The 22,870-nt window shown below is 67.3% G+C and carries 22 protein-coding genes, 3 tRNA genes and 1 pseudogene; 14 read left to right on the top strand and 12 right to left on the bottom strand.

Going from position 1 to position 22,870, the window contains the following annotated elements; all coding sequences use genetic code 11:
• Positions 1-24: 24 nt before the first annotated feature.
• The 6 genes from QH168_RS25790 to QH168_RS25765 all read right to left on the bottom strand — a co-directional run bounded on the left by QH168_RS25790 (position 25) and on the right by QH168_RS25765 (position 5,771).
• A complete protein-coding gene (locus QH168_RS25790) occupies positions 25-870 on the bottom strand; it encodes an SDR family oxidoreductase (protein ID WP_280468446.1) in 846 nt (281 codons plus the stop codon).
• A 221-nt stretch (positions 871-1,091) separates the two neighbouring features.
• The gene (gene rsgA / locus QH168_RS25785; protein WP_280468444.1) at positions 1,092-2,138 is read right to left on the bottom strand and encodes a ribosome small subunit-dependent GTPase A; all 1,047 of its coding nucleotides are present in this window, start codon (positions 2,136-2,138) and stop codon (positions 1,092-1,094) included.
• A 218-nt stretch (positions 2,139-2,356) separates the two neighbouring features.
• The gene (gene glfT1, locus QH168_RS25780; protein ID WP_280468442.1) at positions 2,357-3,343 is read right to left on the bottom strand and encodes a galactofuranosyltransferase GlfT1; all 987 of its coding nucleotides are present in this window, start codon (positions 3,341-3,343) and stop codon (positions 2,357-2,359) included.
• Complete coding sequence (gene wzt, locus QH168_RS25775) at positions 3,340-4,182, bottom strand: galactan export ABC transporter ATP-binding subunit Wzt/RfbE (RefSeq protein WP_280468440.1); 843 nt, start codon at positions 4,180-4,182, stop codon at positions 3,340-3,342. The genes glfT1 and wzt overlap by 4 nt, the downstream gene beginning before the upstream one ends.
• Before the next feature lie 14 nt (positions 4,183-4,196).
• Positions 4,197-5,084, bottom strand: coding sequence for a galactan export ABC transporter permease subunit Wzm/RfbD (wzm, locus tag QH168_RS25770; protein ID WP_432421168.1), 888 nt, complete (start codon positions 5,082-5,084; stop codon positions 4,197-4,199).
• A gap of 84 nt (positions 5,085-5,168) precedes the next feature.
• Positions 5,169-5,771: a bacterial proteasome activator family protein gene (locus QH168_RS25765; RefSeq protein WP_280468438.1), complete on the bottom strand. Its 603-nt coding sequence runs from the start codon at positions 5,769-5,771 to the stop codon at positions 5,169-5,171.
• A 95-nt stretch (positions 5,772-5,866) separates the two neighbouring features.
• On the opposite strand from QH168_RS25765, the gene QH168_RS25760 reads away from it, so the two are divergent.
• From QH168_RS25760 to QH168_RS25750, 3 genes and pseudogenes are all read left to right on the top strand, one after another.
• On the top strand, positions 5,867-7,069 hold the full coding sequence (locus tag QH168_RS25760) for a cysteine desulfurase-like protein (RefSeq protein ID WP_280468437.1): 1,203 nt from the start codon (positions 5,867-5,869) through the stop codon (positions 7,067-7,069).
• A gap of 128 nt (positions 7,070-7,197) precedes the next feature.
• Positions 7,198-8,876: pseudogene (locus QH168_RS25755) on the top strand (ATP-binding cassette domain-containing protein).
• Positions 8,877-8,963: 87 nt separating this feature from the next.
• A complete protein-coding gene (locus QH168_RS25750; protein ID WP_280468436.1) occupies positions 8,964-9,584 on the top strand; it encodes a TetR/AcrR family transcriptional regulator in 621 nt (206 codons plus the stop codon).
• A gap of 152 nt (positions 9,585-9,736) precedes the next feature.
• Here QH168_RS25750 and QH168_RS25745 read toward each other — a convergent pair whose 3' ends face one another.
• Entirely contained in the window at positions 9,737-10,747 is a 1,011-nt protein-coding gene (locus QH168_RS25745; protein ID WP_432421182.1) for an NAD(P)H-quinone oxidoreductase, read from the bottom strand.
• Positions 10,748-10,891: 144 nt separating this feature from the next.
• Here QH168_RS25745 and QH168_RS25740 point away from each other — a divergent pair, with 144 nt between their 5' ends.
• The 5 genes from QH168_RS25740 (at position 10,892) to QH168_RS25720 (ending at position 14,405) form a co-directional block, all read left to right on the top strand.
• Positions 10,892-12,067, top strand: a complete 1,176-nt coding sequence (locus QH168_RS25740) for a lactate 2-monooxygenase (RefSeq protein ID WP_280468433.1) — start codon at positions 10,892-10,894, stop codon at positions 12,065-12,067.
• 138 nt (positions 12,068-12,205) lie between these two features.
• Positions 12,206-12,616 (top strand): MarR family winged helix-turn-helix transcriptional regulator, encoded by a 411-nt coding sequence (locus QH168_RS25735; protein ID WP_348537619.1) that lies wholly within the window; start codon positions 12,206-12,208, stop codon positions 12,614-12,616.
• Between the two features lie 33 nt (positions 12,617-12,649).
• Positions 12,650-12,734 (top strand) — tRNA-Ser (locus tag QH168_RS25730).
• Between the two features lie 136 nt (positions 12,735-12,870).
• Positions 12,871-13,254, top strand: coding sequence for a hypothetical protein (locus QH168_RS25725; protein WP_280468431.1), 384 nt, complete (start codon positions 12,871-12,873; stop codon positions 13,252-13,254).
• A gap of 89 nt (positions 13,255-13,343) precedes the next feature.
• Positions 13,344-14,405, top strand: a complete 1,062-nt coding sequence (locus QH168_RS25720) for an alpha/beta hydrolase (RefSeq protein ID WP_280468430.1) — start codon at positions 13,344-13,346, stop codon at positions 14,403-14,405.
• A 55-nt stretch (positions 14,406-14,460) separates the two neighbouring features.
• Here the strand turns inward: QH168_RS25720 and hisC are convergent, their stop codons facing one another.
• Positions 14,461-15,540, bottom strand: coding sequence for a histidinol-phosphate transaminase (hisC, locus tag QH168_RS25715; RefSeq protein ID WP_280468428.1), 1,080 nt, complete (start codon positions 15,538-15,540; stop codon positions 14,461-14,463).
• A 96-nt stretch (positions 15,541-15,636) separates the two neighbouring features.
• On the opposite strand from hisC, the gene QH168_RS25710 reads away from it, so the two are divergent.
• The 6 genes from QH168_RS25710 to QH168_RS25685 all read left to right on the top strand — a co-directional run bounded on the left by QH168_RS25710 (position 15,637) and on the right by QH168_RS25685 (position 18,380).
• On the top strand, positions 15,637-16,374 hold the full coding sequence (locus tag QH168_RS25710; protein ID WP_280468427.1) for a dienelactone hydrolase family protein: 738 nt from the start codon (positions 15,637-15,639) through the stop codon (positions 16,372-16,374).
• Positions 16,375-16,465: 91 nt separating this feature from the next.
• A tRNA-Ser gene (locus QH168_RS25705) sits at positions 16,466-16,555 on the top strand.
• A 36-nt stretch (positions 16,556-16,591) separates the two neighbouring features.
• Positions 16,592-16,664: transfer RNA gene (locus QH168_RS25700), tRNA-Arg, on the top strand.
• 105 nt (positions 16,665-16,769) lie between these two features.
• Entirely contained in the window at positions 16,770-17,561 is a 792-nt protein-coding gene (locus QH168_RS25695; RefSeq protein WP_280468425.1) for an alpha/beta fold hydrolase, read from the top strand.
• Positions 17,558-18,004 (top strand): GbsR/MarR family transcriptional regulator, encoded by a 447-nt coding sequence (locus QH168_RS25690; protein ID WP_280468424.1) that lies wholly within the window; start codon positions 17,558-17,560, stop codon positions 18,002-18,004. The genes QH168_RS25695 and QH168_RS25690 overlap by 4 nt, the downstream gene beginning before the upstream one ends.
• Before the next feature lie 49 nt (positions 18,005-18,053).
• Entirely contained in the window at positions 18,054-18,380 is a 327-nt protein-coding gene (locus QH168_RS25685; protein ID WP_280468422.1) for a hypothetical protein, read from the top strand.
• A gap of 64 nt (positions 18,381-18,444) precedes the next feature.
• On the opposite strand, the gene QH168_RS25680 is transcribed toward QH168_RS25685, so the two are convergent.
• From QH168_RS25680 to QH168_RS25665, 4 genes are read right to left on the bottom strand one after another with little or no spacing between them, the layout of a single operon-like run.
• Positions 18,445-19,155, bottom strand: coding sequence for a maleylpyruvate isomerase family mycothiol-dependent enzyme (locus QH168_RS25680; RefSeq protein ID WP_280468421.1), 711 nt, complete (start codon positions 19,153-19,155; stop codon positions 18,445-18,447).
• A 34-nt stretch (positions 19,156-19,189) separates the two neighbouring features.
• Positions 19,190-20,116 carry a formimidoylglutamase gene (hutG, locus tag QH168_RS25675; protein WP_280468419.1) on the bottom strand — a complete coding sequence of 309 codons (927 nt, stop codon included), beginning with the start codon at positions 20,114-20,116 and terminating at the stop codon, positions 19,190-19,192.
• Between the two features lie 10 nt (positions 20,117-20,126).
• Complete coding sequence (gene hutI / locus QH168_RS25670; protein ID WP_280468418.1) at positions 20,127-21,302, bottom strand: imidazolonepropionase; 1,176 nt, start codon at positions 21,300-21,302, stop codon at positions 20,127-20,129.
• A 10-nt stretch (positions 21,303-21,312) separates the two neighbouring features.
• Positions 21,313-22,749 (bottom strand): purine-cytosine permease family protein, encoded by a 1,437-nt coding sequence (locus QH168_RS25665; protein ID WP_280468416.1) that lies wholly within the window; start codon positions 22,747-22,749, stop codon positions 21,313-21,315.
• Positions 22,750-22,870: the final 121 nt, after the last annotated feature.

The raw sequence follows: 22,870 nt of genomic DNA, 5'->3' as shown, positions 1-22,870 counted from the left end.
GTTCGTGTGCGCATAGCGCCGCGGCTACAGGAACAGGTCGGTGGTGAGGGGGCCGTCGCCGGGGGTGACGCGGTATTTGTCCAGGTCGGTGATGCCGTGGGCGGCGAGGACGTCGTCGTCGATGAAGAAGTTGCCGGTGGTTTCGGTCGAGGGGGAGGTCAGGACCAGGTAGGCGGCGTCGGCGTAGATGTCGGGGGTGCGGGAGGTGGCGACCATGTCCTCGCCGCCGAGCAGGTTCTTCACCGCGGCGGTGGCGATGGTGGTGCGCGGCCACAGGGAGTTGACGCCGATGCCGTCGGACTTCAGCTCTTCGGCGAGGCCGAGGGTGGTGAGCGACATGCCGTACTTGGCGATGGTGTAGCCGAGCGAGGAGCCCGCCCATTTCGGGTCGAGGTTCAGCGGCGGCGACAGGGTGAGGATGTGCGGATTGCGCCCGGCCGCGGCGGATTCGCGCAGCGCGGGGATGCACAGCTTCGACAGCAGGAAGCTGCCGCGGCAGTTGATGTCCTGCATGAGGTCGTATTTCTTCATCGGTAGCGCATCGGTGGGCGACAGGTCGATGGCCGAGGCGTTGTTGACCACGATGTCGATGCCGCCGAACCGCTCGATCGTCTGCTCGACCGCCGTCGCGACCGATTCGTCGATGCGCACATCGCCGACGAACGGCAGCACCTTGCCGCCGGCGGCCTCCAGTTCCGCGGCCGCGGTGTGGATGGTGCCGGGGAGCCTGGGATGGGGCTGATCGGTCTTGGCGATGAGCGTGATGTTCGCGCCGTCCGCCGCGGCCCGCTTGGCGATCTCCAGCCCGATGCCGCGGCTACCGCCCGACATGATCAGCGTCTTACCCGCGAGCGGCTTCGATTCGGTCATTGACTGCTCCTGTCGTGTCCGCCGCGGCTACGGCATCCGCGGCCATCCGCTTCTCGACACTAAGGGTAGACCAAGGCCCTATGCAACCAGTTGCATAGGGTGTTCGGGAAGACCAGTAGAGGTCGCCCGCTGCGAGGCCCGGGATCGGGCGCGAGCCGACAGGTGAGCCGGGGGAGTGTTCGGCCGGGTTACCGAGTGACCCGGTAACCCGGCCGACCCGATCAGCGTCGCGAGTTCTTCTCCCGCACCATGCGACGCTGCTGTTTGGTGATATCGCGCCACACCTTCTCGCGTTCGGCACGCAGCCGCTTATCGGTACGAGCCGCCATCCACTCGTTCTCGCGCGCGAGTTTGCGGTAGTTGTCGAAGCGGCGGTCGGTGAGTTCACCGCTGTCGATGGCGGCGCGCACGGCGCAGCCGGGTTCGGTGCCGTGGGCGCAATCGTTGAATCGGCAGTCGGCGGCGAGGGATTCGATATCACTGAAGGCGCGTTCGATACCGTCGCTCGCGTCCCAGATGCCGACGCCACGCAGACCGGGCGTATCGATCAGGGTTCCGCCACCGGGCAGCGGCCGCAGTTCGCGATGCACGGTGGTGTGTTTGCCCTTCTTGTCCACCGCGCGAACATCGTTGGTGGCGAAGACTTCCGCGCCGAGCAGGGCATTGGCGAGGGTCGACTTCCCGGCGCCGGACGGGCCGATCAGCGCGACGGTTCCGTCCAGTAGCGCGATGAGCACCTCGAGGTCGTACCCGGTGGTCGCGCTCACCGCGACCACGGCCGCACCCGGCGCGACGGCGCGCACCTCGTCGAGCCGGAGATGTTCGGCCGCATCGGCTTTGGTGAGTACCACCACGGGTTGCGCCTCGGACTCCCAGGCCAGGGTGAGCATCCGTTCGATCCGGCCGAGGTCGACGTCACCGTCGGCGGCGGTGCACACCAGCACCGTGTCGACATTGGCGGCGAGCACCTGTGCCCGCGAATCACGTGACGCGGTGGACCGCATGATCGCCGAGCGGCGCGGCAACATCCGGCGCACGTTCATCGCCGGGTCGATGAGCACCCAGTCGCCGGTGCACAGCCCGCTGATCTCGGAATCCGAGCGCGGGCATATCGCCCGGCCCGGTCCGGTGGGTGTGGCGACATCGCATTCGCCGCGGTCCATCCGGATCACCCGTGCGGGTACGCGATCGGCCTCGAGCAGTGCGGCGTATTCGAGCCGGACGCGTTCGGTCCAGCCATAGGGAACCAGCTGGTCGTAATCGACCATGATGAGAGAACCTCCGTGAGGGCGCTGAGCCCCGGCACGGAGCTCAGCGAGTTGAGTACGAGATGGAGTTCGGTCCGGCGGCATGCACGCGCACACTCGGCCTGGACACGACGAACCGCGCCACAATCACCACGAACTCCACCTCCTCGTTCACCTCGAAGTTCCCCCAACTCTCACATCGGTACCGATCCCGCGCAACCGAATTTCGCTGCCGCCCGCTACTCGGGCTTCCCGAACTGCTCGTGCCGCCCGAGGCTGCGCAGATGGAACCATTCGCGCAGACCGGCCGGATCGCGGCGGGTGACGAGGAAGAACCAGGAGAAACGCACCCATTCCTGGGGCAGGAGTTTGCGCATACCCGGCTGGGACATGAGGTAGCCGCGGTTGCGGTAGGTGAAGTACCGCTTCACCGGGTCGTCCGGGTACTGGGTGTGCATGCGCCCGCCGAGGATGGGCTTGAATTCGGCGGCACCGTTGGGATGCAGGTAGGCGGTCTGCAAACAGGTACCGAACGGCAACCCGGAACGGACCAGGCGGCGGTGCACCTCCACCTCGTCGCCGCGCACGAACAAACGCAGATCGGGGACGCCGATGACGTCGATCGCCGTGGCGGAGATGAGCGCGCCGTTGAACAGTGAGGCGATTCCGGGCAGGAAATCCTCCTCGCCGAGTTCGGAGCGCAGCCGCCGCCACACCACTCCGCGTCGCAGCGGGAACGCCAGCCGGTCGGGTTCGTCGATATCGCAGACCACGGGCGAGACCTCGACCAGGCCGTGCCTGCCCGCACAGTCCAGCAGCGTGGCCAGCACCTCCGGGCCTTCGGGCCTGCCGTCGTCATCGGCCAGCCACACCCAGTCGGCGCCGAGGCTCAGCGCGTGCAGGATGCCGAGCGCGAATCCGCCCGCTCCGCCGAGGTTGTGCGCCGAGCCCAGATAGGTGGTCTCGAGTGGCTGATCGCGGACCAGGTCGGCGACCTCCGGCTCGTTGCCGTTGTCGACGACGATCAGATGGTCGACCGGACGCGACTGCGAGGAGAGCACCTTCAACGATTCGGTCAGCAGTTCGCGCCGCTTATGGGTGACGACGACGGCGACGATACGGGCGGTCGCGCCGGTATCGACCGCCACCTGTTCGGCGGAAGCCGCGGACCCGACCGGGGACGCCCCGGCAGCGATCGGGGTGTTCGGCCCGGTCGGCTCAGTCATGTCTGGTTCGGCTCCAGTTCTCGTTCGGCGTCATCGGCGGCCTTCTCGGCCGCCAATTCGGCAAGGACGGTCGCGACGTGATTACCCGCCTCCGGGCCCTCGTATGCCCGCACCACTTCCTCGATGCCGCCGTGCAACCGGACCTGTCCGTGATCGATCCACAGGGCCGAATCGCAGAGCTGGGCGAGGAATTCATTGGAATGGCTGGCGAAGACCAGGATGCCGGATCGGGCCACCAATTTCTGGAGGCGCAGCCGGGCTTTTTTCATGAATTCGGCGTCGACGGCGCCGATGCCTTCGTCCAGCAGCAGGATTTCCGGGTCGATCGAGGTGACGACGCCCATCGCCAGGCGCACCCGCATACCGGTGGAGTAGGTGCGCAGCGGCATGGACAGATATTCACCGAGTTCGGTGAAGTCGGCGATCTCGTCGATCTTGGCCATCATCTGCTTACGGGTCTGCCCGAGGAACAGGCCGCGGATGATGATGTTCTCGTAGCCGGAGATCTCCGGGTCCATCCCGACGCCGAGGTCGAACACGGGCGCCACCCGACCGCGAATGCGGGCGGTGCCGCGCGAGGGTTCATAGATGCCCGACAGCAGCCGCAGCAGGGTGGATTTGCCCGCGCCGTTATGGCCGACCAGGCCGATCCGATCACCCTCCTTCAAGGAAAGGGTGATATCGCGCAGGGCCTCGACCACGACGACATCGGACTGATTGCGTCCGATCGCGCCGCCCGCCTTACCGAGGAAGGCCTTCTTCAACGACCGCGATTTCGCGTCGAAGATGGGGAACTCCACCCACGCGTTGCGGGTTTCGATGCTCACATGATCTGTCATCGCTGCATCGGCTCCTATACCCAGTACGGCACGCGCGAACGGAACTTCTTCAGGGCGAATACGGCCGCGATCCAGCCGACCACGGTGATCACGCCGACGATCACCCAGTGGTAGAGCTTCTGATCGTCACCGAGCAGCGGCGCGCGCACGATTTCCAGATAGTGGAAGGTCGGCACGATTTCGGCCAGCTTCGCCCGTTCGGCCACATCGCCACCCTGCTCCTGGAGGCTCTTGGTGTTCCACATGACCGGGGTCAGCACGAACAGCATCAGGGTCATACTGCCGAGGATCGGCGCGATATCGCGGTAGCGGGTGCTGAAGATGCCGAACAGGATCGACACCCACATGGAATTCAGGAAGATCAACAGCAGGGCCGGTATCGCGAAGACCACCGTCCAGTGCAGGTTCTGCCACACCCCGAAGGCGACCAGCACCACGAAATAGATCGCGAAATTGTGCGCGAAGAACAGGAACTGCCGCCACACCAGGCGATAGACGTGCACGCTCAACGCCGACGGCAACTGTTTGATCAGCCCCTCGTTGGCGATGAACACATCGGAGCCTTCGAGAATGCTCGCCTGGATCACATTCCACACGATCAACCCGACGGCCACATACGGCAGATACTCCCGCAGCGGCTGCCCGAGCAGCGCCGAATAGAGAATGCCGATGGCCGTGGCCTGCACGCCGGTGGCGATGGTGATCCAGAACGGGCCGAGCACCGAACGCCGGTAGCGCTGCTTGATGTCCTGCCAGCCCAGCGAGAGCCATAGTTCGCGCTGGCCGAAGCCGTTGCGCATGTCCTGGAACGCGCGGGCGAAGGACTGCGAGTCCGACACCAGCGGCTCGGCAGGCTCGACGGGCGCGGTGACGGTGGGTTCTGAGGTCTGTTCGTTACTCACTTCGGAAACCGAGTCGGGGCGAGCGGCAGCGGCGGGCACGGTGCTCGACACTACTCGGCCGATACGTTCCGGGCCCGGCCACCACTACAGGTACTGGCCGGTGCCACCGATGGTGTGGTGGCTGCCACGGGGGTCGCTGGCGTGCACACCGGGCGGCAGCGCACCCTGGCGCATCTGCTCGAGCTGTGCCCGCGCCGCCATCTGCTGGGCGAACAGTGCGGTCTGGATGCCGTGGAACAGACCTTCCAGCCAGCCGACCAGCTGAGCCTGGGCGATACGCAGCTCGGCGTCCGACGGCACCGACTCATCGGTCAGCGGCAGGGTGAGCCGCTCCAGCTCCTCGCGCAGTTCCGGGGCAAGGCCCTGCTCCAGTTCGCGGATCGAGGACTTGTGGATCTCGCGCAGGCGGGCCCGGCTGGCATCGTCGAGCGGGGCCGCGCGGACCTCCTCGAGCAGCTGCTTGATCATGGTGCCGATCCGCATGACCTTCGCGGGCTGCTCGACCATATCGGCCAGTGATTCGCCGGAGTCGTCGCGCTCGCCGGAGTCGTTGGCTTTTTCGCCGTCGTCGGAGACCACCTGGGCGGTGAAAGGCGCGTCCGAATCCTTACCGCCGGGTAGCAGCAGGGGGCGTCCTTCGGGTCCGATTACGACGACGGGATCCGATGCGTCATCCGAGTGCGTCATGGTCTCCATCATGTCGCGTCGGCGGCGAACGTGCTGAAGACGGTGCCTGTGGGGAGGGTTACGCAGCCTCGCCCGCTGCCCTTAGAGTGGCCAGCATGACTTACGACGTCGCACGGGTTCGGGGCCTGATACCGTCCCTGGGCGACGGCTGGATCCATCTCGACCCGCAAGCGGGCATGCTGGTTCCTGATCTGGTATCCCGAGCTGTCTCAACAGGTTTCCGCACCTCGTCGTTTTCGCATGTCGGCCGCCATGGTGCGGCCAAGCGCAGCGCCGCCATTCTGGACGCGGCGCGCGAGGCTGTCGCCGATCTGGTCGGCGGTGATCCCGCCGGTGTCGTGCTCGGACCGGATCGTGCGGTATTGCTGGCCTGGCTGGCCGAATCGCTGAGTTCGCGTCTCGGGCTCGGTACCGGGATCGTGCTGTCGCGCCTGGATGACGAGGCCAACGTCGCCCCCTGGCTGCGCATCGCCAACCGGTACGGCGCGCACGTGCGCTGGGCCGAGGTCGAGATCGAGACCTGCGAGATGCCGTCGTGGCAGTTCGAGGAGCTGATCGGCCCGACCGCGCGCCTGGTCGCGCTCACCGCCGCCTCGCCCATCGTCGGCTCCGCGCCCGCCGTACGGGTGGCCGCGGATCGGGTGCACGAGGTGGGCGGTCTGCTGGTGGCCGACGCGTTCGGCGCGGCGCCCTATGCGCTGATCGACATCGATGAGCTGAACGCCGATGTGGTCGCGCTGAGCGCGCCGTCCTGGGGTGGACCGCAGATCGGCGCGCTGGTCTTCCGCGATCCGGCCTTCCTGGACCGTATCCCGTCGATGTCGCTCAATCCGTACGCCAAGGGCGCCGAACGACTGGAGGTCGGCGGCCATCAGTACTCCCTGCTGGCCGGGCTCACCACCTCGATCGACTATCTGGCGGGCCTGGACGAACGCGCCACCGGCACCCGCCGCGAGCGCCTGGAAATCTCCATCACCTCGTTGCAGGACTATCACGACCAGCTGTTCGAGCATCTGATGGACACCCTGGACAAGATCGACAACCTCACCGTCATCGGCCGCGCCTCCACCCGCATCCCGACCGTCAGCTTCACCATGGTCGGTTTTCAGGCGGAGAAGATCGCCGCCAAGCTCGCCGACAACCGCATCGGCGTGCTCAGCGGGACGCACGGCGGCAGCAGACTGCTCGACGCGCTCGGCGTCAACGACGAGGGCGGCGCGGTGACCGTCGGCCTCGCGCCGTATACGACGAAGTTCGAGATCGACCAGCTCGGGCGTGCACTGTCCTCGCTGGACTGATTCGTCCAGGCCGGACGAGCGGCTCGGAGAAAAGCAGGGGCCTACCAGCGCGTCCGGCTGGATCGACATCAGCAGGCTGTACGAAGTCGCAGGGCTATTTATCACAGCCGTGATAGAATAATGCGCTTGTGGAACACATCGACCTCAACTCTGTTTCTTATGAGCTTCCCGACGGCCGGGTGCTGCTGGATGAGATCTCGTTCCGGGTCGGAGACGGGGACAAGGTCGCGCTGATCGGTGCCAACGGGTCGGGCAAGACGACGTTGCTACGCCTCATCGCCGGAGATCTGGCACCGCACGGCGGCGCGGTGAATCGGAGCGGAAGCCTGGGTGTCATGCGGCAGTTCATCGCCCGAGAGGGCGCCCGGGTACGTGATCTGTTGTTATCGGTGGCCGACCCTCGTATCCGCCGGGCCGCCTCCGTGGTGGATGCGTCGGAGGCCGCCATGGGTCGAACGGGGACACCGATGCGCATATGGCTTACGCGGCGGCGTTGGCCGAGTGGGGCGATGTCGGCGGTTACGACGCCGAGGTGCTGTGGGATGTCTGTACCACCGAGGCTCTCGGCATATCGTTCGACCGGTGCCGGGAGCGCACGGTGGACTCGCTGTCCGGTGGTGAGCAGAAGCGGCTCGTCCTCGAGGCGCTGCTGCGGGGCCCGGACCAGGTGCTGCTGCTCGACGAGCCGGACAACTACTTGGACGTTCCAGGTAAGCGCTGGCTGGAGAACCGGCTCCGCGAAACGCCGAAGACCGTTCTGTATGTCAGCCACGACCGTGAGCTGTTGGCGCGGACGGCGGCCGGCATCATCACGGTCGAACTCGGTGCGGCGGGCAACACCGCCTGGATCCACCCGGGCGGTTTCGACACCTACCACCAGGCGCGGACCGAACGGTTCGAGCGGTTCGACGAGATGCGCAGCCGCTGGGACGAGGAGCGCGCAAAGCTGAAAGCGTTGGTGCAGATGTACCGGCAGAAGGCCTCGTACAACTCGGATATGGCCTCGCGCTACCGTGCCGCGCAGACCCGTCTCGACCGGTTCGAGAACGCGGGCCCGCCGCCCGCGCGGCCGCGCCAGCAGCAGTTGGCGATGCGACTGCGCGGCGGGCGGACCGGACGGCGGGCCGTGATCTGCGAAGGCCTGGAACTCACCGGACTGATGCGGCCGTTCGATCTGGAGGTCTGGTTCGGCGACCGAGTCGCCGTCCTCGGCTCCAACGGCTCGGGCAAATCGCACTTCCTGCGGCTGCTCGCCGGGGGCGGCAGTGTCCCCGAGTCCGAACGCGAGCCGTCGGGCGACCTTGTGCCGGAGCCGGTATTGCACCAAGGGACGGCGAGGCTTGGCGCGAGGGTACGTCCAGGCTGGTTCGCGCAGACCCACGGGCGGCCCGACCTCGTCGGCCGCACGCTCGTGTCCATCCTGCACCGGGGCGACGAGCGCCGGGCGGGGCTGGCGCGTGAGGAGGCTGCACGGGTCCTGGCGCGCTATGGGCTGGCTGTCGCGGCGGAGCAAGAGTTCGACTCGCTGTCCGGGGGTCAGCAGGCGCGCTTCCAGATCCTCCTGCTCGAACTCGGCGGTACGACACTGCTCTTGCTGGACGAACCGACCGACAACCTCGACCTCGTCTCCGCCGAGGCCTTGCAGCAGGCGCTTCGCGGCTTCGAGGGGACCGTGCTCGCGGTGACGCACGACCGTTGGTTCGCGCGGGACTTCGGCCGGTTCCTTGTCTTCGGTTCCGACGGCACCGTCTACGAATCGTCGGCTCCGGTGTGGGACGAGGAACGCGTCGTGCGGCGACGCGGCTGATCGGCATCGAATTCCGTCGCCGTGCGGAGTCGAGGCCGGTGTGGCGGCGGTTTCGCTTACTTATCACAGCTGCGATATTTTGTGGATATGCCAGCTCGGATCGATCTCGAACAGCGCCGCAAGGACGTTATCGAGGCGGCCTTTCGCCTCGTGGTCGCCGGAGGCCTCACCGATCTTTCGCTCCGGAAGGTCGCCGCGGAATCGGGGCTGAACATCGGGTCGGTGCGCCACTATTTCGACGACCACCGCAACCTTCTCATCGCGGCCGCCACCGAGGTCGGCGACCGTATGGAGAAGAGGCTCACCCGGTATTCGACGGACACGCTGGCCGGACTCGAGGGCGAATCCGCCGTAGACGCAGTGCAGGCCCTCCTGGAGGAACTGCTTCCGCTCGACGATGAACGCCGTGTCGAGTCGATCGTGCTCATGGAATTCATCGTCGCGGCACGAGTGAATCCGGTCTTTCGCCCGGTGACCGAGCAGATGGCCGCCGATATGCGCCAGGTGATCGCCGACGCCCTAGGGGTTCTCGACGTGCCCGAGCCGGCCGAAGAGGCCGAACGTCTCACCGCGCTCATCGGCGGCTTGGCTCTCGACTCGGTGACCCCACACGGATCGCTCAGCGTCGAGCGACTTCGCAGGACGCTTCGAGCGCATCTGCGCTCGGTGTTGGTGCCCGCGCACGATGGTCGTCGTCGATTGGCCTGATAGACGCGCTGTCAGTCACCGTCCGCGTCCCAGGCACTGGCACTCAACACTTCGGGAACCTATCTCGGGTCTCGATGGGTGGCGCCGTCGGCGGTCTGACCGTGAGCGGTGTGGAAGTCGCGGCCGATCATTGAATCCCGTCGCAGAAGAACTCAGTAGTCCCCGATCTGCAACACCACTTTGCCGACCGTGTCGGGGGAGTCGAGCAGCTGGTGTGCCCGGCCGACCTCGGCCATCGGCAGTTCGGCCGCGATCACCGGGACCACCGCACCCTCCGCGACCAGCGGCCACACCCGCTTGTCGACCTCGGCGATGATCTCGGCCTTGCTGCCGGGCCCGGTCGCCGGACGTCCGCGCAGGTTCGTCGCCCGGACCGCGGCGCGCTTGCCCAGCAGCTCCGCGAGGTTCAGCTCGCCCTTGACGCCACCCTGCAATCCGATGACGACCAACTGTCCGTAGGTGGCCAGGGCCGCCACATTGCGGGCCAGATAGGCCGCGCCCATATTGTCGAGAATGATGTCGGCGCCCGGACCGCCGCTGCCCTGTTCGGCGCGGATGACGTCGACGAAATCCTGTTCGCGATAGTTGATCAGAATGTCCGCCCCCAGCTCACGGCACTGCTCCAGCTTGCCAGCCGAACCCGCCGTCACCGCGACCCGCGCGCCGAGCCGTTTCGCGATCTGGATCGCATGCGTTCCGATGCCGCTGCCACCACCGTGGATCAGCACCAGCTGTCCCGCGTGCAGGCCGGCGGTCATCACCAGGTTCGACCACACCGTGGCCGCGACCTCGGGCAGTCCGGCGGCCGCGCCCAGATCGAGCCCGTCCGGGATCGGCAGCAGCTGTCCGGCCGGTGCCACTGCCCGTTCGGCGTACCCGCCGCCGGACAGCAGCGCACACACCCGATCACCCACCGACCAGCCGCGCACACCCTCACCGAGCGCCGCGATCACACCCGAACACTCCAGTCCGGGAACCTCGCTGGCACCGGGCGGCGGCGGATAGTGGCCTTTACGTTGCATCACATCGGCCCGGTTCACCCCGGCCGCCGCGACCTCGATGAGCACCTCACCCTGTTTCACCTCGGGTTCGGGCGCCTCGACCCACTCCATGACCTCCGGCCCACCGAAACCGTTCAACCTGATCGCCCGCACCCGCCCCATCCTGCCGGACAGCCCTCGCCGCAACCGCGCGAGTGGCACACGGTCGAGGCATCGGGTGGTACTCGTGGTGTGAGATCGACCAGGCGTTGCGGTATTTGGACGTGTGGGCCCGGTCGAGGGGTGTAAGGGCTAGCGTCTTCGAGCGTGAGCAGCTTCATCGACTTTCAGAACGAGATCTACTTCCGCGGGTTGGGCGGCGAGGTGCCCGAACTGCCGATGACGGCCGACGGGCTCGAGGCGCGCGCCGCGGAGTTGCTCGGGGCCGAAGCCTTCGCCTACGTCGCGGGCAGTGCGTCGGGGGAGCGGACGGCGCAGGCCAACCGCGCGGCCTTCGATCGGTACCGGCTGGTCCCGCGCATGTTGCGGGGCACAACCGGCTACGGCGCCCGCGATCTGTCGGTCGAGGTGCTCGGCACCAAACTGGCAGCGCCGGTGCTCACCGCGCCGGTCGGCGTGCTGGAGCTGCTGCAAGATCGCGGTGAGACGGTGGTCGGTGAGGTCACCAAGGAACTCGGGGTCGGCATGGTGCTGTCGACGGCGGCGTCTTCGACCATCGAGGAGGTCGGCGCGGTTTCCGGCGAATGGTGGTACCAGCTGTACTGGCCCGCCGACAACGATCTGGCCCGCTCGTTCGTCCAGCGGGCGGAGCAGGCCGGGGCCAAGGCGATCGTCGTCACCGTCGACACCCCCTCGCTCGGCTGGCGGCCACGCGATCTGGAAGTGGCGCATCTGCCGTTCCTCCAGGGCAAGGGCATCGCCAACTATCTATCCGATCCGGTCTTCCGGGCCAAGCTACCGGCGCCACCGGAGGACAGCGAGGACGCGATGCGCACCGCGATCCTCACCTGGGCCGGACTCTTCGGCAACCACACGCTGCGTCCGGCCGATATCGCGCATCTGCGGGAATGGACCGATCTGCCGATCGCGGTGAAGGGCATCCTGCATCCCGACGATGCCAGGCAGGTGGTGGACGCGGGCGCCGACGCTGTGGTGGTGAGCAACCACGGCGGTCGCCAGGTCGACGGCTCCATCGCGGCGCTGGACGCACTGCCAACGGTCGTCGCGAGCGTCGGCGACCGGGCGGATGTGCTGTTCGACTCGGGTATCCGCACCGGATCGGACATGCTCATCGCCTTGGCGCTCGGTGCGAAGGCGGTGTTCTACGGTCGGCCGTGGGCCTACGGTCTGGGCATCGCGGGCCATGACGGCGTCCGCCATGCCTTGCGTCTGCTGCTGGCCGACTTCGATTCGGCCATGGGCCTGTCCGGCCACGCGAAGGTCGGTGATCTCTCGCGCGATCTGCTCGTGACGCCGCGCTGAGCCCGACAAGGGTAACCGGCCGGTAACTTCGCTGGTCGGAGGACATAGAATACCGACGTGCCTACCAAACCAAGCGGTCGCGTTTCCGCTGAGCCGGACTGGTTGACCCCGGCTCAGCAGAACGCGTGGCGGGCGTTCATGGACGGTCACCTCCGCCTGATGACCACGTTGAACCGCCAGCTTCAACGCGATAACGATCTGAGCCTGGCCGAATACCGCATCCTTGTGCTGCTGTCGGAGGCTCCGGGGCAGGCGCTGCGCATGAGCGAACTCGCCGACGGCGTGCTGTCCTCGCGCAGTCGCCTCACCCATCAGATTCGCCGGATGGAGGCGCAAGGACTGGTGCGCCGCAACACCTGTCTCGAGGACGGGCGCGGTGTACTCGCCGAACTCACCGACACCGGGATGAGCACGCTGTCGGAAGCCGCACCCGGCCACGTCGAGGCGGTCCGCAAGGGTTTCATCGACCTGCTCACTCCCGAACAGCTCGACGTCATCGCCGACGTGTTCAGCCGCATCGACCTGGAAGCCCTCTCCGACGGCGGCTGACCATCCGGCCGGATCGGTTACGATCGTTGGCCTGGAGACGTGGCAGAGCGGCCGAATGCACTCGCCTTGAAAGCGAGCGTCGTGAGAGCGACCGGGGGTTCAAATCCCTCCGTCTCCGCAACGAACCGCCTGCCGCGGCCCGGAATCATCCGGCCGCGGCAGGCGTGAACGCCCCCATACCGATCACATCCCAGCCCGATGACACGCCAGCGATTATCGAGTGTGTCGTGCGGGGTGAGTGTTTCAATGCGGCTATGACGTGGACCACCATCGCTAGATCCCTGACCTTGCTGGCCGTGGGCACCGCGGCCGGTCTCACCCTCGCCGCGGCCCCCGCCCAGGCGAGCGACGCCAACCCGCTCGACTGCGGTGGCGTGCCGTATGCCCAGGGTGTGGCCGACCGCCACAGCGCCGCACGCGGCGTCCCGGTGGTGCCGGTGTGCATGAACAACAAGGTCTACGTCGGAATACCGCTCGCGGTCTCGCCATTGGCGAATATCACCCTGCCGGGCACGACCACCATGTGCCTGGTGGAACGCGAAACCGTCGAGGCCGCCGCCCGATTCGAATGGCGCAGAGATCAGCATGTGGTGCCGATGTGTATCGCCAACCGCGCGTACGGCGTCTACGAGCCCTGAGTTCGGCTGTCAACCCTGCTGACGGGGTGAGCCCGCGCGTGGGAACTGCGTCGCCGCAGCGCCGTCGGTGCTTCTGGCAGTATGGCCACATGCTGTCACGGCGTGGATCGCGGCGCTGGCTGTCCGGCGTGTTGATGAGCGCCGCACTGCTGATCGGTGCGGCGGCGACCGGCGCACCCCTCACGGCAGCGGCACCGGGCGAGGAACAGGGCACCGGATCATCCGACGGCCCCGGTATGGCCGAACAGACCAGGCCCATGTCCGCCCGCCCCCAGATCAGCGGTATCAGCGAGATCACCGACCGCAGGCTCCGGGTCTACGTCGATTCCCCCGCGATGAGCCGCACGGTCGAAGTGCAGGTGCTGTTACCGCGTGATCGCAGCGCACCGCGCCCCACGGTCTACATGCTCGACGGTCGCAGCGCGGTCGAGGACAGCAACAACTGGATCGAACGCGGCCGCGCGATGGAGTTCTACGAGGACAAGAACGTCAATGTCGTGCTCACCGTCGGCGGCCCGGCCAGCTACTACACCGACTGGCAGAAGCCCGATCCGGTACTCGGCACGAACATGTGGGAGACCTTCCTCACCAAGGAACTGCCCCCGCTGATCGACGCCCGATTCCAGGGCAACGGCCGCAACGCTCTCATGGGGGTGTCGATGGGCGCCGAGGGCGCCATGATGCTCGCCGTGCGCGAACCGCAGCTCTACACCGCCATCGCCGCGCACAGCGGCTGCTACACCAGCGGATCCGATCTGGGTCAGGCCCAGGTCCGTGCCGTGATCGCCACTTACAAGGGCAATCCGAACAATATGTTCGGCGCGCCCGACGACCCGGCCTGGCTCGCGCACGATGTGACCCGCCGGGCGGAAGCGTTGCGCGGGAAGGCCATCTACCTGTCCGCGGGCAGCGGTGTCCCCGGCAAGTACGACGTACCGGGCAATCCCGAACTGATCACCGCCATCGGCTTCGGCAGCCCGCTCGAGGCGGGTACGACCACCTGCACCCGCCGCCTCGTCGACCGGTTGAACACCCTCGGCATCGCCCATACCGCGCATTTCCGATCCACCGGCACCCACTCCTGGCCGTACTGGGCCGACGAGCTGGTCGACTCCTGGCCGACCATCGCGCGTGGGCTCGGGGTGTCCTGAGCACTGATAGGTCCCAGCGGCGGTGCAGCGTCCGCTCAGGCGGTGCAGCGGGCGGTCAGGCGGTGAAGCGGGCGGCGACCGCCGGATCGGTGGCGAAGCTCAGGAACAGATCGTTCTCGTGCTGGTCGCCGGTGGTGACGCGCACGCCGTCACCGGCGAACGGCCGCACCAGCACACCGGCCTCGGCACTCGCCTCGGCGAACGCGGAACTGTGCTCGCCCAGCGCAAGCCAGACGAAGTTCGCCTCACTCGGCGGCACCCGGTAGCCGGCGGCGAGGAGGGCTTCGCGCACCCGGTCGCGTTCGGCGATCAGCGGCTCGGTGCGGTCGAGCAGTTCGTGCCGCGCCTCCAACGAGGCGATCGCGGCGGCCTGCGCCACCCGATTGACGCTGAACGGGATGTGCACCTTCAGCAGCGCGGTGATCACCTCGGGTGCGCCCACCGCATAGCCCGCGCGCAATCCGGCCAGACCGTAGGCCTTCGAGAAGGTGCGCAGCACAACGACATTGGGGCGGGTCCGGCCGAGTTCGACGCCGTCGGGATGGTCCTGCGGTGTCAGCCGCATGTACTCGTAGTAGGCCTCGTCCAGGACCACGAGCACGTTGCTCGGGACGGTGTCGAGGAAGCGGGTCAGCGCCTCGCGGCCGACGGCGGTGCCGGTGGGGTTGTTCGGATTGCAGATGAAGACCATCTTCGTGCGGTCGGTGATCGCGGCGGCGATCGAGTCCAGATCGTGCACCAGCTCCGGGTCCAGCGGCACCGGAACGGCCTTGGCATTGCCCACCTGGGTGACGATCGGGTACGCCTCGAACGAGCGCCACGCGTACACCACTTCGTCCTCGGGTGAAGAGCAGGTGATCTGCACCAGCTCCTGGCACAGTGCGACGCTGCCGCAGCCCACCGCGACGTTCGCCAGGGAGACGCCGAGGAACTCCGCGAGCGCCGAACGCAGCTCCGTGACCTGATTGTCCGGATAGCGGCTCGCCAGCTCGGCCGCCTCCGCGATGGCCTTCATGGCGGTCGGCAGCGGGCCGAAGGTGGTCTCGTTACTTGCCAGTTTGACCGCACCGGGGTGGTTGCGGCCGGGGACGTACGCCGGAATCGAATCGAGGTCCGGCCGAATCTGCGCGGTCACCCCCCAACCATATGCCCGGCCCAGGAATTTCCGTGCGGGAGGGCCTCTCACGTGCAATTTCTCCCCAAGATCAGATTCTGGTCCTACGCTGGATCCATGTCGGGCACTTATGACGATCTAGCGCCGCTGCGCGTCGGGGACGACATGGCGACCGAGGGTGAGCAGGAGCCGGATCAGCGCCCGGCCGCACACCGGCAGGTGCCCATCACGGTGGTCGAACCCGAGGGCAATGCCCGCGGCGGCATCGTGCTGCTGCACGAGTCCAGCGAGTTCACCGGGCCGTTGCTGGAACTGATGCAGGCGCTGGCCACCGAGGGTTGGACGGTGGTCGCGCCCAACCTGTTCCACCGCGCCACCGACACCCCGTCGACCGGAGTGTTCGGCGACGAACTCTTCGAGGATTTCGACGCCTGCTTCGACTGGCTCACCCGGCGCGGGGTGTTCCCCGATTGCATCGGCGCGCTCGGATTCGATACCGCGGGCACCGCCGCCCTCCTCGTCGCGACCAGCAGGCCCATCGGCGCCGCCGTCAGCGTCGCGGCTCCTGGCATCACCAGTCCGCTCACCGATCAGGCCGACGCGTTGGTGCGGGTGGCCCCGAGTCTGCAAGCGCCATGGCTCGGTCTGTTCGGCGATACCGATCCGGCCACCCCGCCCGAGGAGGTCGAGCAACTGCGCGACGCCGCGGCCCGCGCCTCGGTGGCCAGTCTGGTGATCAGCTATCCGGGTCTGCTGCACCGCGCCGACAACCCCGGCGACGACGATGACGAGCGCGACGATCTCGTCGACGCGCAAACCCGCATCTTCGACTGGTTCGACAGCAATTTACGCTAACTACCAGCCGTTTTGCACTCTGTGGATCGGCTACTGTAACCTTGCTGCTCGGCGGTTCGAAAGGACCGGTGCCCTCGAAGAGAAGGCTCCAGGAGGCGTGCCAGAGCGGCCGAATGGGACTCACTGCTAATGAGTTGTCCCTTCACGGGGACCGGAGGTTCAAATCCTCTCGCCTCCGCCAAGCCCGGGAAACCGGGTGAACAACTGAACACCGCATGCGCCCGTAGCTCAACGGATAGAGCATCTGACTACGGATCAGAAGGTTAGGGGTTCGAATCCCTTCGGGCGCACATCAGAAGGCCCCTCCCACTCGGGAGGGGCCTTCTTGTATTTGCCCGCGTCCACGGGTTCGGGCCGCGTGGTCGTTGTTCTGCTATATTCAGAATATTGTGAATATGACACAGGCATTAGAGCTTCCGGGGTGCGCGATCCGCTACTACGACAGTGGTGGCGAGGGATTGCCCGTGCTGTTCACCCATGGTGCGGGTGTGGACGCGGACATGTTCGACGAACAGATCGACGCGGTGCGGCGGGCCGGGATGCGGGTGGTCGGCTGGGATATGCGCGGACATGGTCGGTCACGCCCGAACGAGGACGGGTTCACCGCCGAGCGGGCATTGGCCGATCTCACCGCCCTGATCGAGCACCTCGGGCTGGAGCGGCCGGTGCTGGTCGGGCACTCGCTCGGCGGGAATCTGAGCCAAGCCGCGGTGCATCGGGAACCGCGCCGCTACTCCGGGCTGGTCGTCATCGACTCGACCTGGAACCACGGGCCGCTGCGGGCCTGGGAGCGCGGTCTGCTGCGGATGGCCGCACCACTGCTGCGGCTCATACCGGCACGAACGTTGCCGCGGATGATGGCCGACGCCTCCGCCGTGACGCCCGCGGCCCGCACCTACGCCGCCGACGCCTTCACCCGGATCGGCAAGAACGAATTCATCGAGGTCTGGCGGGCCACCGCCAGCCTGGTCGAACCGGAACCCGGATACCGGACCCCGCTCCCGCTGTGCCTGATCCGCGGCGCCCTCGATCGCACCGGGAACATCGCCTCCGCGATGCCCCGATGGGCGAAGGCCGAAGGGGTCGGCGAACACGTCATCGCCGACGCGGGCCACCTCGCGCCATTGGACGCACCCGAAGCGGTCACCGCTGTACTGCTCGAATTCCTGCGCGAGATCCGATCATGAGCACCGATGAGCGAGAAGAGTTCGCCCAGCAGGTCGGCGACCTGTTCGCCTCCTGGAACCTCGCGCGGGTCACCGGCCGCGTCTACGGCAGGCTCCTGCTCGAATCCGAACCGGTCGGCCTCGACCACCTCGGCGCGATCACCGGAGCCAGCAAAGGAGCGGTGAGCACAGCGGTCCGCGAACTGGTGTCCTGGGGACTGGCCCGCACCATCGCGCAACCCGGCAGCCGACGGCTACTCGTCGAGGCCTGCGGAGGTCTGGAGAACCTGCTCGCGGCCAGCCAGCAACGCGCGCGCCGATTCATCGACGTCCTCCGTCAGGGCGCCGAACTCACCGACGGCCCACCGGCCCGCGCCCGCCTGGCCGATGTCACCGATCTGTTCGAGCGCTACGTCGACGCCGGAGACCAGATCCTCCGCCCGCGCCCGACCGGCGGCAGTTGACGCCCGCCAGCGATGGGGATGGTAGGCGAGCTGCTTGTAGCATCGGCGCGTGAAACTCGGAATGGTCTCCTGCATGGGCGCTCTCGCCATCGTCGCGGCATCGGTGGTCGCGCCCGCCGCGTCCGCCTTCCCCACCGGATCCTTCGGTGGTGGCGGCGGTGACGGCCGCGAGGTCGTCATCCTCGACGGGACGCTCGAACTGAGCAACCTCGACCAGTGCTGGGCCAGCGGCTTCCCGCGCCAGATCGAGGTCGACAACCGCAGCTCGCGCGCGTTCCTGCTCTTCGCCTCCGACAACTGCACCGGCGCCCCCGTGGCGACGGTAGCCCCCCACAGCCGCCTCACCCACCACGGCTGGTCCGCCAAAGCCGCCTGAGGCCCGCGAGTGGCACCTGGCTGCGGACCCTTCTCGACGTTCACCGCAGCCAGGTGCCACTCGACTACTTCCAGGCGGGAAGTGGGGGGAGTGGCCGGGGGAGGGTGTCGGGGGTGGTGCGGCCGAGGAGCCAGACGAGGGTGTCGGCGGTGGGGGCGGTGATGGTGTGGGTCGGAGTGCCTTCGCCGATGGTGGTGGTGAGGTCGGGGGTGATGATCTCGAACGGCTCGGTGGCGGTGGCGCTCAGTGCGGTCGCGGCTTCGGGGAGCAGACGCGCGATGAAGTCGGCGGGCCAGTCGGTGTGGGTGTAGCCCGCGTCCAGGTCGACGTGGTGGATTTCGACCTCCTGCCAGCGCATCCACACGACCTCGGTGGCGGGGATCGGACGGCCCTGGCGAGTGCGGACCTCGGCCTGCCATTGCTCCGGGCTGAGGGTGCGGGCCAGACCTGCGAACCGCTCGGCCGACTCCACGAAATCGGTGCGCTGTTCGGCGAGCGGGCGCGGTGCGCCCTCCTGGATATCGGATTCACGCAGGAAAGCGCTTGCGTACTGCGGGATCTCGACGCCGGTGCGGGCCCACAACAGCAGATTGACCAGGCTGTCGGCATTGCGCGACAGATGGGCGAGTACGTGGCCGCGGGTCCAGCCGGGCAGCAGGGACGGCTCTGGCAACGCGGCATCGTCCAGGGAATCGATCGTGGCGAGCAGACGCCGGGTCGATTCGGTGACAGTATCGAGCAGCTCGAGGGCCGCCTCGTGAGGTTCGCTGGTCACGGTTCGAGATTAATAGCGGCCTCGGCGCGCCCGGCTATGTCCACCTGTCGTGCGGCACATGCCGGGTGGCGATGCGGTGGATCAATCGCGCCGCCGTGCGTGCGGTCCGATTGTCGATATCCAGCCCCGGATTCAGCTCCGCCACATCCACGACGGCGAGTTTGCCGCTGGCGGTCACCCGGTCGCAGACCGCCTGGATCGTGGCGAGCGGGATGCCGAACGCGGCGGGCGCGCTGACGCCCGGTGCGACCGATGCGGGCAGGACATCGAGGTCGATGGTCAGGTACAGCAGGTCGATCTCGGCGAGGAAGTCGTCGACGAAGGTGAGCGCGGCCGCCCGATCGCAGTCGTCGTCGAGCAGATAGCGCACGTCGAACTTCGCGGCGGTGTCGAACAGCGCGGCGGTATTGCTCGGCTGACTGATGCCGAGCACGGCGTAGCGCACACTGCCGTCGGCTTCGAGGATCTGCCGAAACGGGGTGCCAGAACTGGGAATCGGATCGGCGCGCAGATCGAAATGGGCATCCAGGTTGAGGATTCCGATCCGTCCGGCCGCGCTGCCGCGCGCCGAGCCCGCGACGCCGAGGTAGGTGCCGTAGGCGATCTCGTGTCCGCCACCGAGCACGATCGGGAAGTGACCGGCGTCGAGCAGGGTGCTCACTTCGGCGCCGAGTACCCGCTGACCCTCCTCCAACCGCTCGTCCGTCACCGTCACGGTGCCCGCGTCGAAGGCCCGATGCGGTGCCGCCAACGCCATCGGGGCCAGCGCCTGCCGCAGCGCATCCGGGCCCGCCGCCGCGCCCACTCGACCCTTGTTGCGCCGCACGCCTTCATCGCTGGCGAATCCGAGGAATACGCACGCGCCGGGCGCGACTCCCTTGCCATACGGTTCGACAACCTGATGCCAGCGCAGATGCTCTGGCGTGGTGCCGTCGGTGCGTCCGGTCCAGCGGGGTTGCATCGGGTGCTCCTCAGTTCGAGTAGGCGAGCGTGCCGTTGCGCCACACTCGGCTGATCAGTGGGACACCGGGCCGGTAGGCCAGGTGCAGATGGGTCGGCGCGTCGAGCGCGAGCGCGTCGGCGCGGGAACCGGGGGTGAGTGCGCCGACGTCGGTGCGGCGCAGCGCACGAGCGCCACCGGCGGTCGCCGCCCACACCGCCTCGTCCGGGGTCATGCGCATATCGCGGACCGCGATCGCGATACAGAACGGCAGGCTGGTGGTGTAGCTCGTGCCCGGATTGCAGTCCGCGCCGAGCGCCACGGTCACCCCGGCGTCGATCAGCGCGCGTGCGTCGGGATAGCTGCTGCGCGTGCAGAAGTCGGCGCCGGGCAACAGGGTCGCGACGGTGTCGCTATGGGCGAGGGCGTCGATATCGGCGGCATTCACATGTGTCACATGATCGACCGACGCCGCACCCAACTCCACCGCGAGCTGCACCCCCGGCCCCTGCCGCAGCTGATTGCCGTGCACACGGGGGATCAGGCCGTACGCCATACCGGCGGTGAGCACGGCGTGCGCCTGATCCCGGTCGAACGCGCCCTGCTCGCAGAACACATCGATCCATTTCGCATGCGGTGCGCACTTCGGGATCATCTCGGCGACCGTCATCGCGACGTACTCGTCGACGCGCCCGGCGTATTCCGGCGGCGGCACATGCGCGGCCAGCAGCGTCACCTCGTCGGTGTAGCGGCCCGCCACCTCGACGCTGCGCAGTTCGTCGGCGACCGTCTGCCCGTACCCGGATTTGCATTCGACAGTCGTGCTGCCCGCGCGCAGCGACTCGTCCATGAGCCGCCGCACATTGGCCCCGAGCTGTTCATCGGTGGCGGCCCTGGTGGCCGCGATGGTGGTGCGGATGCCACCGGCGGCGTACTTCTGCCCGGACATCCGCGCCGCGAACTCCTTGGCGCGATCCCCGGCGAACACCAGATGCGAATGCGATTCCACGAATCCGGGCAGTACGGCTCGCCCGTCCAGCTCATGGCCGGTGTCCGCGGCCGGTGCGTCGGCGGAATCGCCGACCCACGCCACCACGCCGTCCTCGAAGACGATCGCGGCGTCGCGGCGCAACCCGAGCGGGCCGTCACCGAGGGCCGGGTCATTGGTGACGAGCAGTCCGATATCGGTCAAAGCGGTGGTTGTCATGCACGAACTCCTAGATCCGGGTGTCGACCATCTCGGTATGCGAGGGGTAGATCATCTGCGCGGGCGGGTGGTTGGTGCGTTTGGCGATCGGGTAATAGATCGCGCCGGTGAATACGATGCCGACGATCCAGGAGATATCGGCGCCGCCGAGCAGATCGGTGATCGGCCCGGTGTAGAGCTTCTGCGCCAGGAACGGAATCTGCGCGACCACGCCGAGGGCGTAGCAGGCCAGCGCGGGCACATTCCAGGCGCCGTAGCGACCTGCCGGATCGTAGAGCGCGGGCAGATCGATGCGTTCCTTGGAGATCAGGTAGTAGTCGATCAGGTTGATCGCGCTCCACGGTGTGAACACCATGAGCAGGACGAGGACGAAGTTCTTGAAGTTCTCCAGGAAGTCGGCGCTCGCGGCGATCGCGATCAACATCGACACCGCGACGAACCCGAGGATGTAGAGGCTGCGGGCGACGGTGGAGATATGCGAGCGGCCGTTGAACGCGGTGACGCTGGTGAGTACCGACATGAACCCGCCGTAGGCATTGAGCACGTTCACCGTCAGCTTGCCGACCACGATCACCAGATAGATCAGGAACGCGAGGATCGCCGGTCCGGCGAGTTCGCCGAGGAATCCGACCTGATTGCCGAGGAAGGCGTCACCGGCGACCGTGGCGACCAGCGCGCCGAACGTCATCGACCACTGCGATCCGATCACGCTGCCGAGGAAGGTCGACCAGAAGGTGGTGCGTTCGCTGGTGCTGCGCGGCAGGTATCGCGAATAGTCGGCGACGTAGGGGCCGAAGGTCAGCTGCCAGCCCGCGCCGAGGGAGATGGCCAGCAGGAAGGTGACCGCGTCGAATCCGACGATGCCGACGAAATCGCCGACGTTGTATTCGGCGAACAGGCGGATCGCCAGATAGGTGAAGCCGAGGATCCCGATCACGGTGGCGATCCGGCCGACCACATGGATCAGCCGATAGCCGGTGATCGCGACGAATGCGGTGAGTGCGCCGAAGATGACGATGCCGACGGTCGGATTGTCGATTCCGAGCATCTTGTTCACCGCCTGCCCGGCCAGCACGGTCCCGGTGGCGGCGAATCCCAGATACATCAGGATCACCAGCACCAGCGGAACCACCGCGCCCTTGACGCCGAATTGGGCGCGGCTCGAGATCATCTGCGGCAATCCCATACGCGGGCCCTGCGCCGAATGCAGCGCCATGACCGCACCGCCGAAGACGTTGCCGATCAGTAGCCCGAGGATCGCCCAGAGCGCGTCGGCGCCGAAGACGACCGCGAGCGCACCGTCGACCACCGCGGTGATCTGCATGTTCGCCCCGAACCATAGAGTGAACTGGCTGCGGGGTGTGCCGTGCCGTTCGTTGTCCGGTACGACGTCGATGGTGCGGCGTTCGAGCCTGAGGAGGTCATCGGAGGTGCCGTCGTTGTTCATAGGCCTGACTTTCTGCGGCGTCGACATGGGTGGCGACCGACTGCGCGGTGGTTACCCGCTCTGTGTGGTGGATCACCCCATGGCGAATATGTATATGCCTGTATAGACAGGCTGTCAAGGG

The sequence above is a fragment of the Nocardia cyriacigeorgica genome, from assembly GCF_029868385.1.
GTDB lineage: Bacteria > Actinomycetota > Actinomycetes > Mycobacteriales > Mycobacteriaceae > Nocardia > Nocardia cyriacigeorgica_F.
Note: the sequence above shows the minus strand (reverse complement) of the source record. Positions and strands in the feature narration are given on the sequence as shown.

Bases quoted from the DNA above. Each gene is read 5' to 3' on its own strand.
- QH168_RS25790 (WP_280468446.1), bottom strand. From the start codon at position 870: ATGACCGAATCGAAGCCGCTCGCGGGTAAGACGCTGATCATGTCGGGC.
- rsgA (WP_280468444.1), bottom strand. From the start codon at position 2,138: ATGGTCGATTACGACCAGCTGGTTCCCTATGGCTGGACCGAACGCGTC.
- glfT1 (WP_280468442.1), bottom strand. From the start codon at position 3,343: ATGACTGAGCCGACCGGGCCGAACACCCCGATCGCTGCCGGGGCGTCC.
- wzt (WP_280468440.1), bottom strand. From the start codon at position 4,182: ATGACAGATCATGTGAGCATCGAAACCCGCAACGCGTGGGTGGAGTTC.
- QH168_RS25765 (WP_280468438.1), bottom strand. From the start codon at position 5,771: ATGACGCACTCGGATGACGCATCGGATCCCGTCGTCGTAATCGGACCC.
- QH168_RS25760 (WP_280468437.1), top strand. From the start codon at position 5,867: ATGACTTACGACGTCGCACGGGTTCGGGGCCTGATACCGTCCCTGGGC.
- QH168_RS25750 (WP_280468436.1), top strand. From the start codon at position 8,964: ATGCCAGCTCGGATCGATCTCGAACAGCGCCGCAAGGACGTTATCGAG.
- QH168_RS25745 (WP_432421182.1), bottom strand. From the start codon at position 10,747: ATGGGGCGGGTGCGGGCGATCAGGTTGAACGGTTTCGGTGGGCCGGAG.
- QH168_RS25735 (WP_348537619.1), top strand. From the start codon at position 12,206: ATGGACGGTCACCTCCGCCTGATGACCACGTTGAACCGCCAGCTTCAA.
- QH168_RS25725 (WP_280468431.1), top strand. From the start codon at position 12,871: ATGACGTGGACCACCATCGCTAGATCCCTGACCTTGCTGGCCGTGGGC.
- QH168_RS25720 (WP_280468430.1), top strand. From the start codon at position 13,344: ATGCTGTCACGGCGTGGATCGCGGCGCTGGCTGTCCGGCGTGTTGATG.
- QH168_RS25710 (WP_280468427.1), top strand. From the start codon at position 15,637: ATGTCGGGCACTTATGACGATCTAGCGCCGCTGCGCGTCGGGGACGAC.
- QH168_RS25695 (WP_280468425.1), top strand. From the start codon at position 16,770: ATGACACAGGCATTAGAGCTTCCGGGGTGCGCGATCCGCTACTACGAC.
- QH168_RS25690 (WP_280468424.1), top strand. From the start codon at position 17,558: ATGAGCACCGATGAGCGAGAAGAGTTCGCCCAGCAGGTCGGCGACCTG.
- hutG (WP_280468419.1), bottom strand. From the start codon at position 20,116: ATGCAACCCCGCTGGACCGGACGCACCGACGGCACCACGCCAGAGCAT.
- hutI (WP_280468418.1), bottom strand. From the start codon at position 21,302: ATGACAACCACCGCTTTGACCGATATCGGACTGCTCGTCACCAATGAC.
- QH168_RS25665 (WP_280468416.1), bottom strand. From the start codon at position 22,749: ATGAACAACGACGGCACCTCCGATGACCTCCTCAGGCTCGAACGCCGC.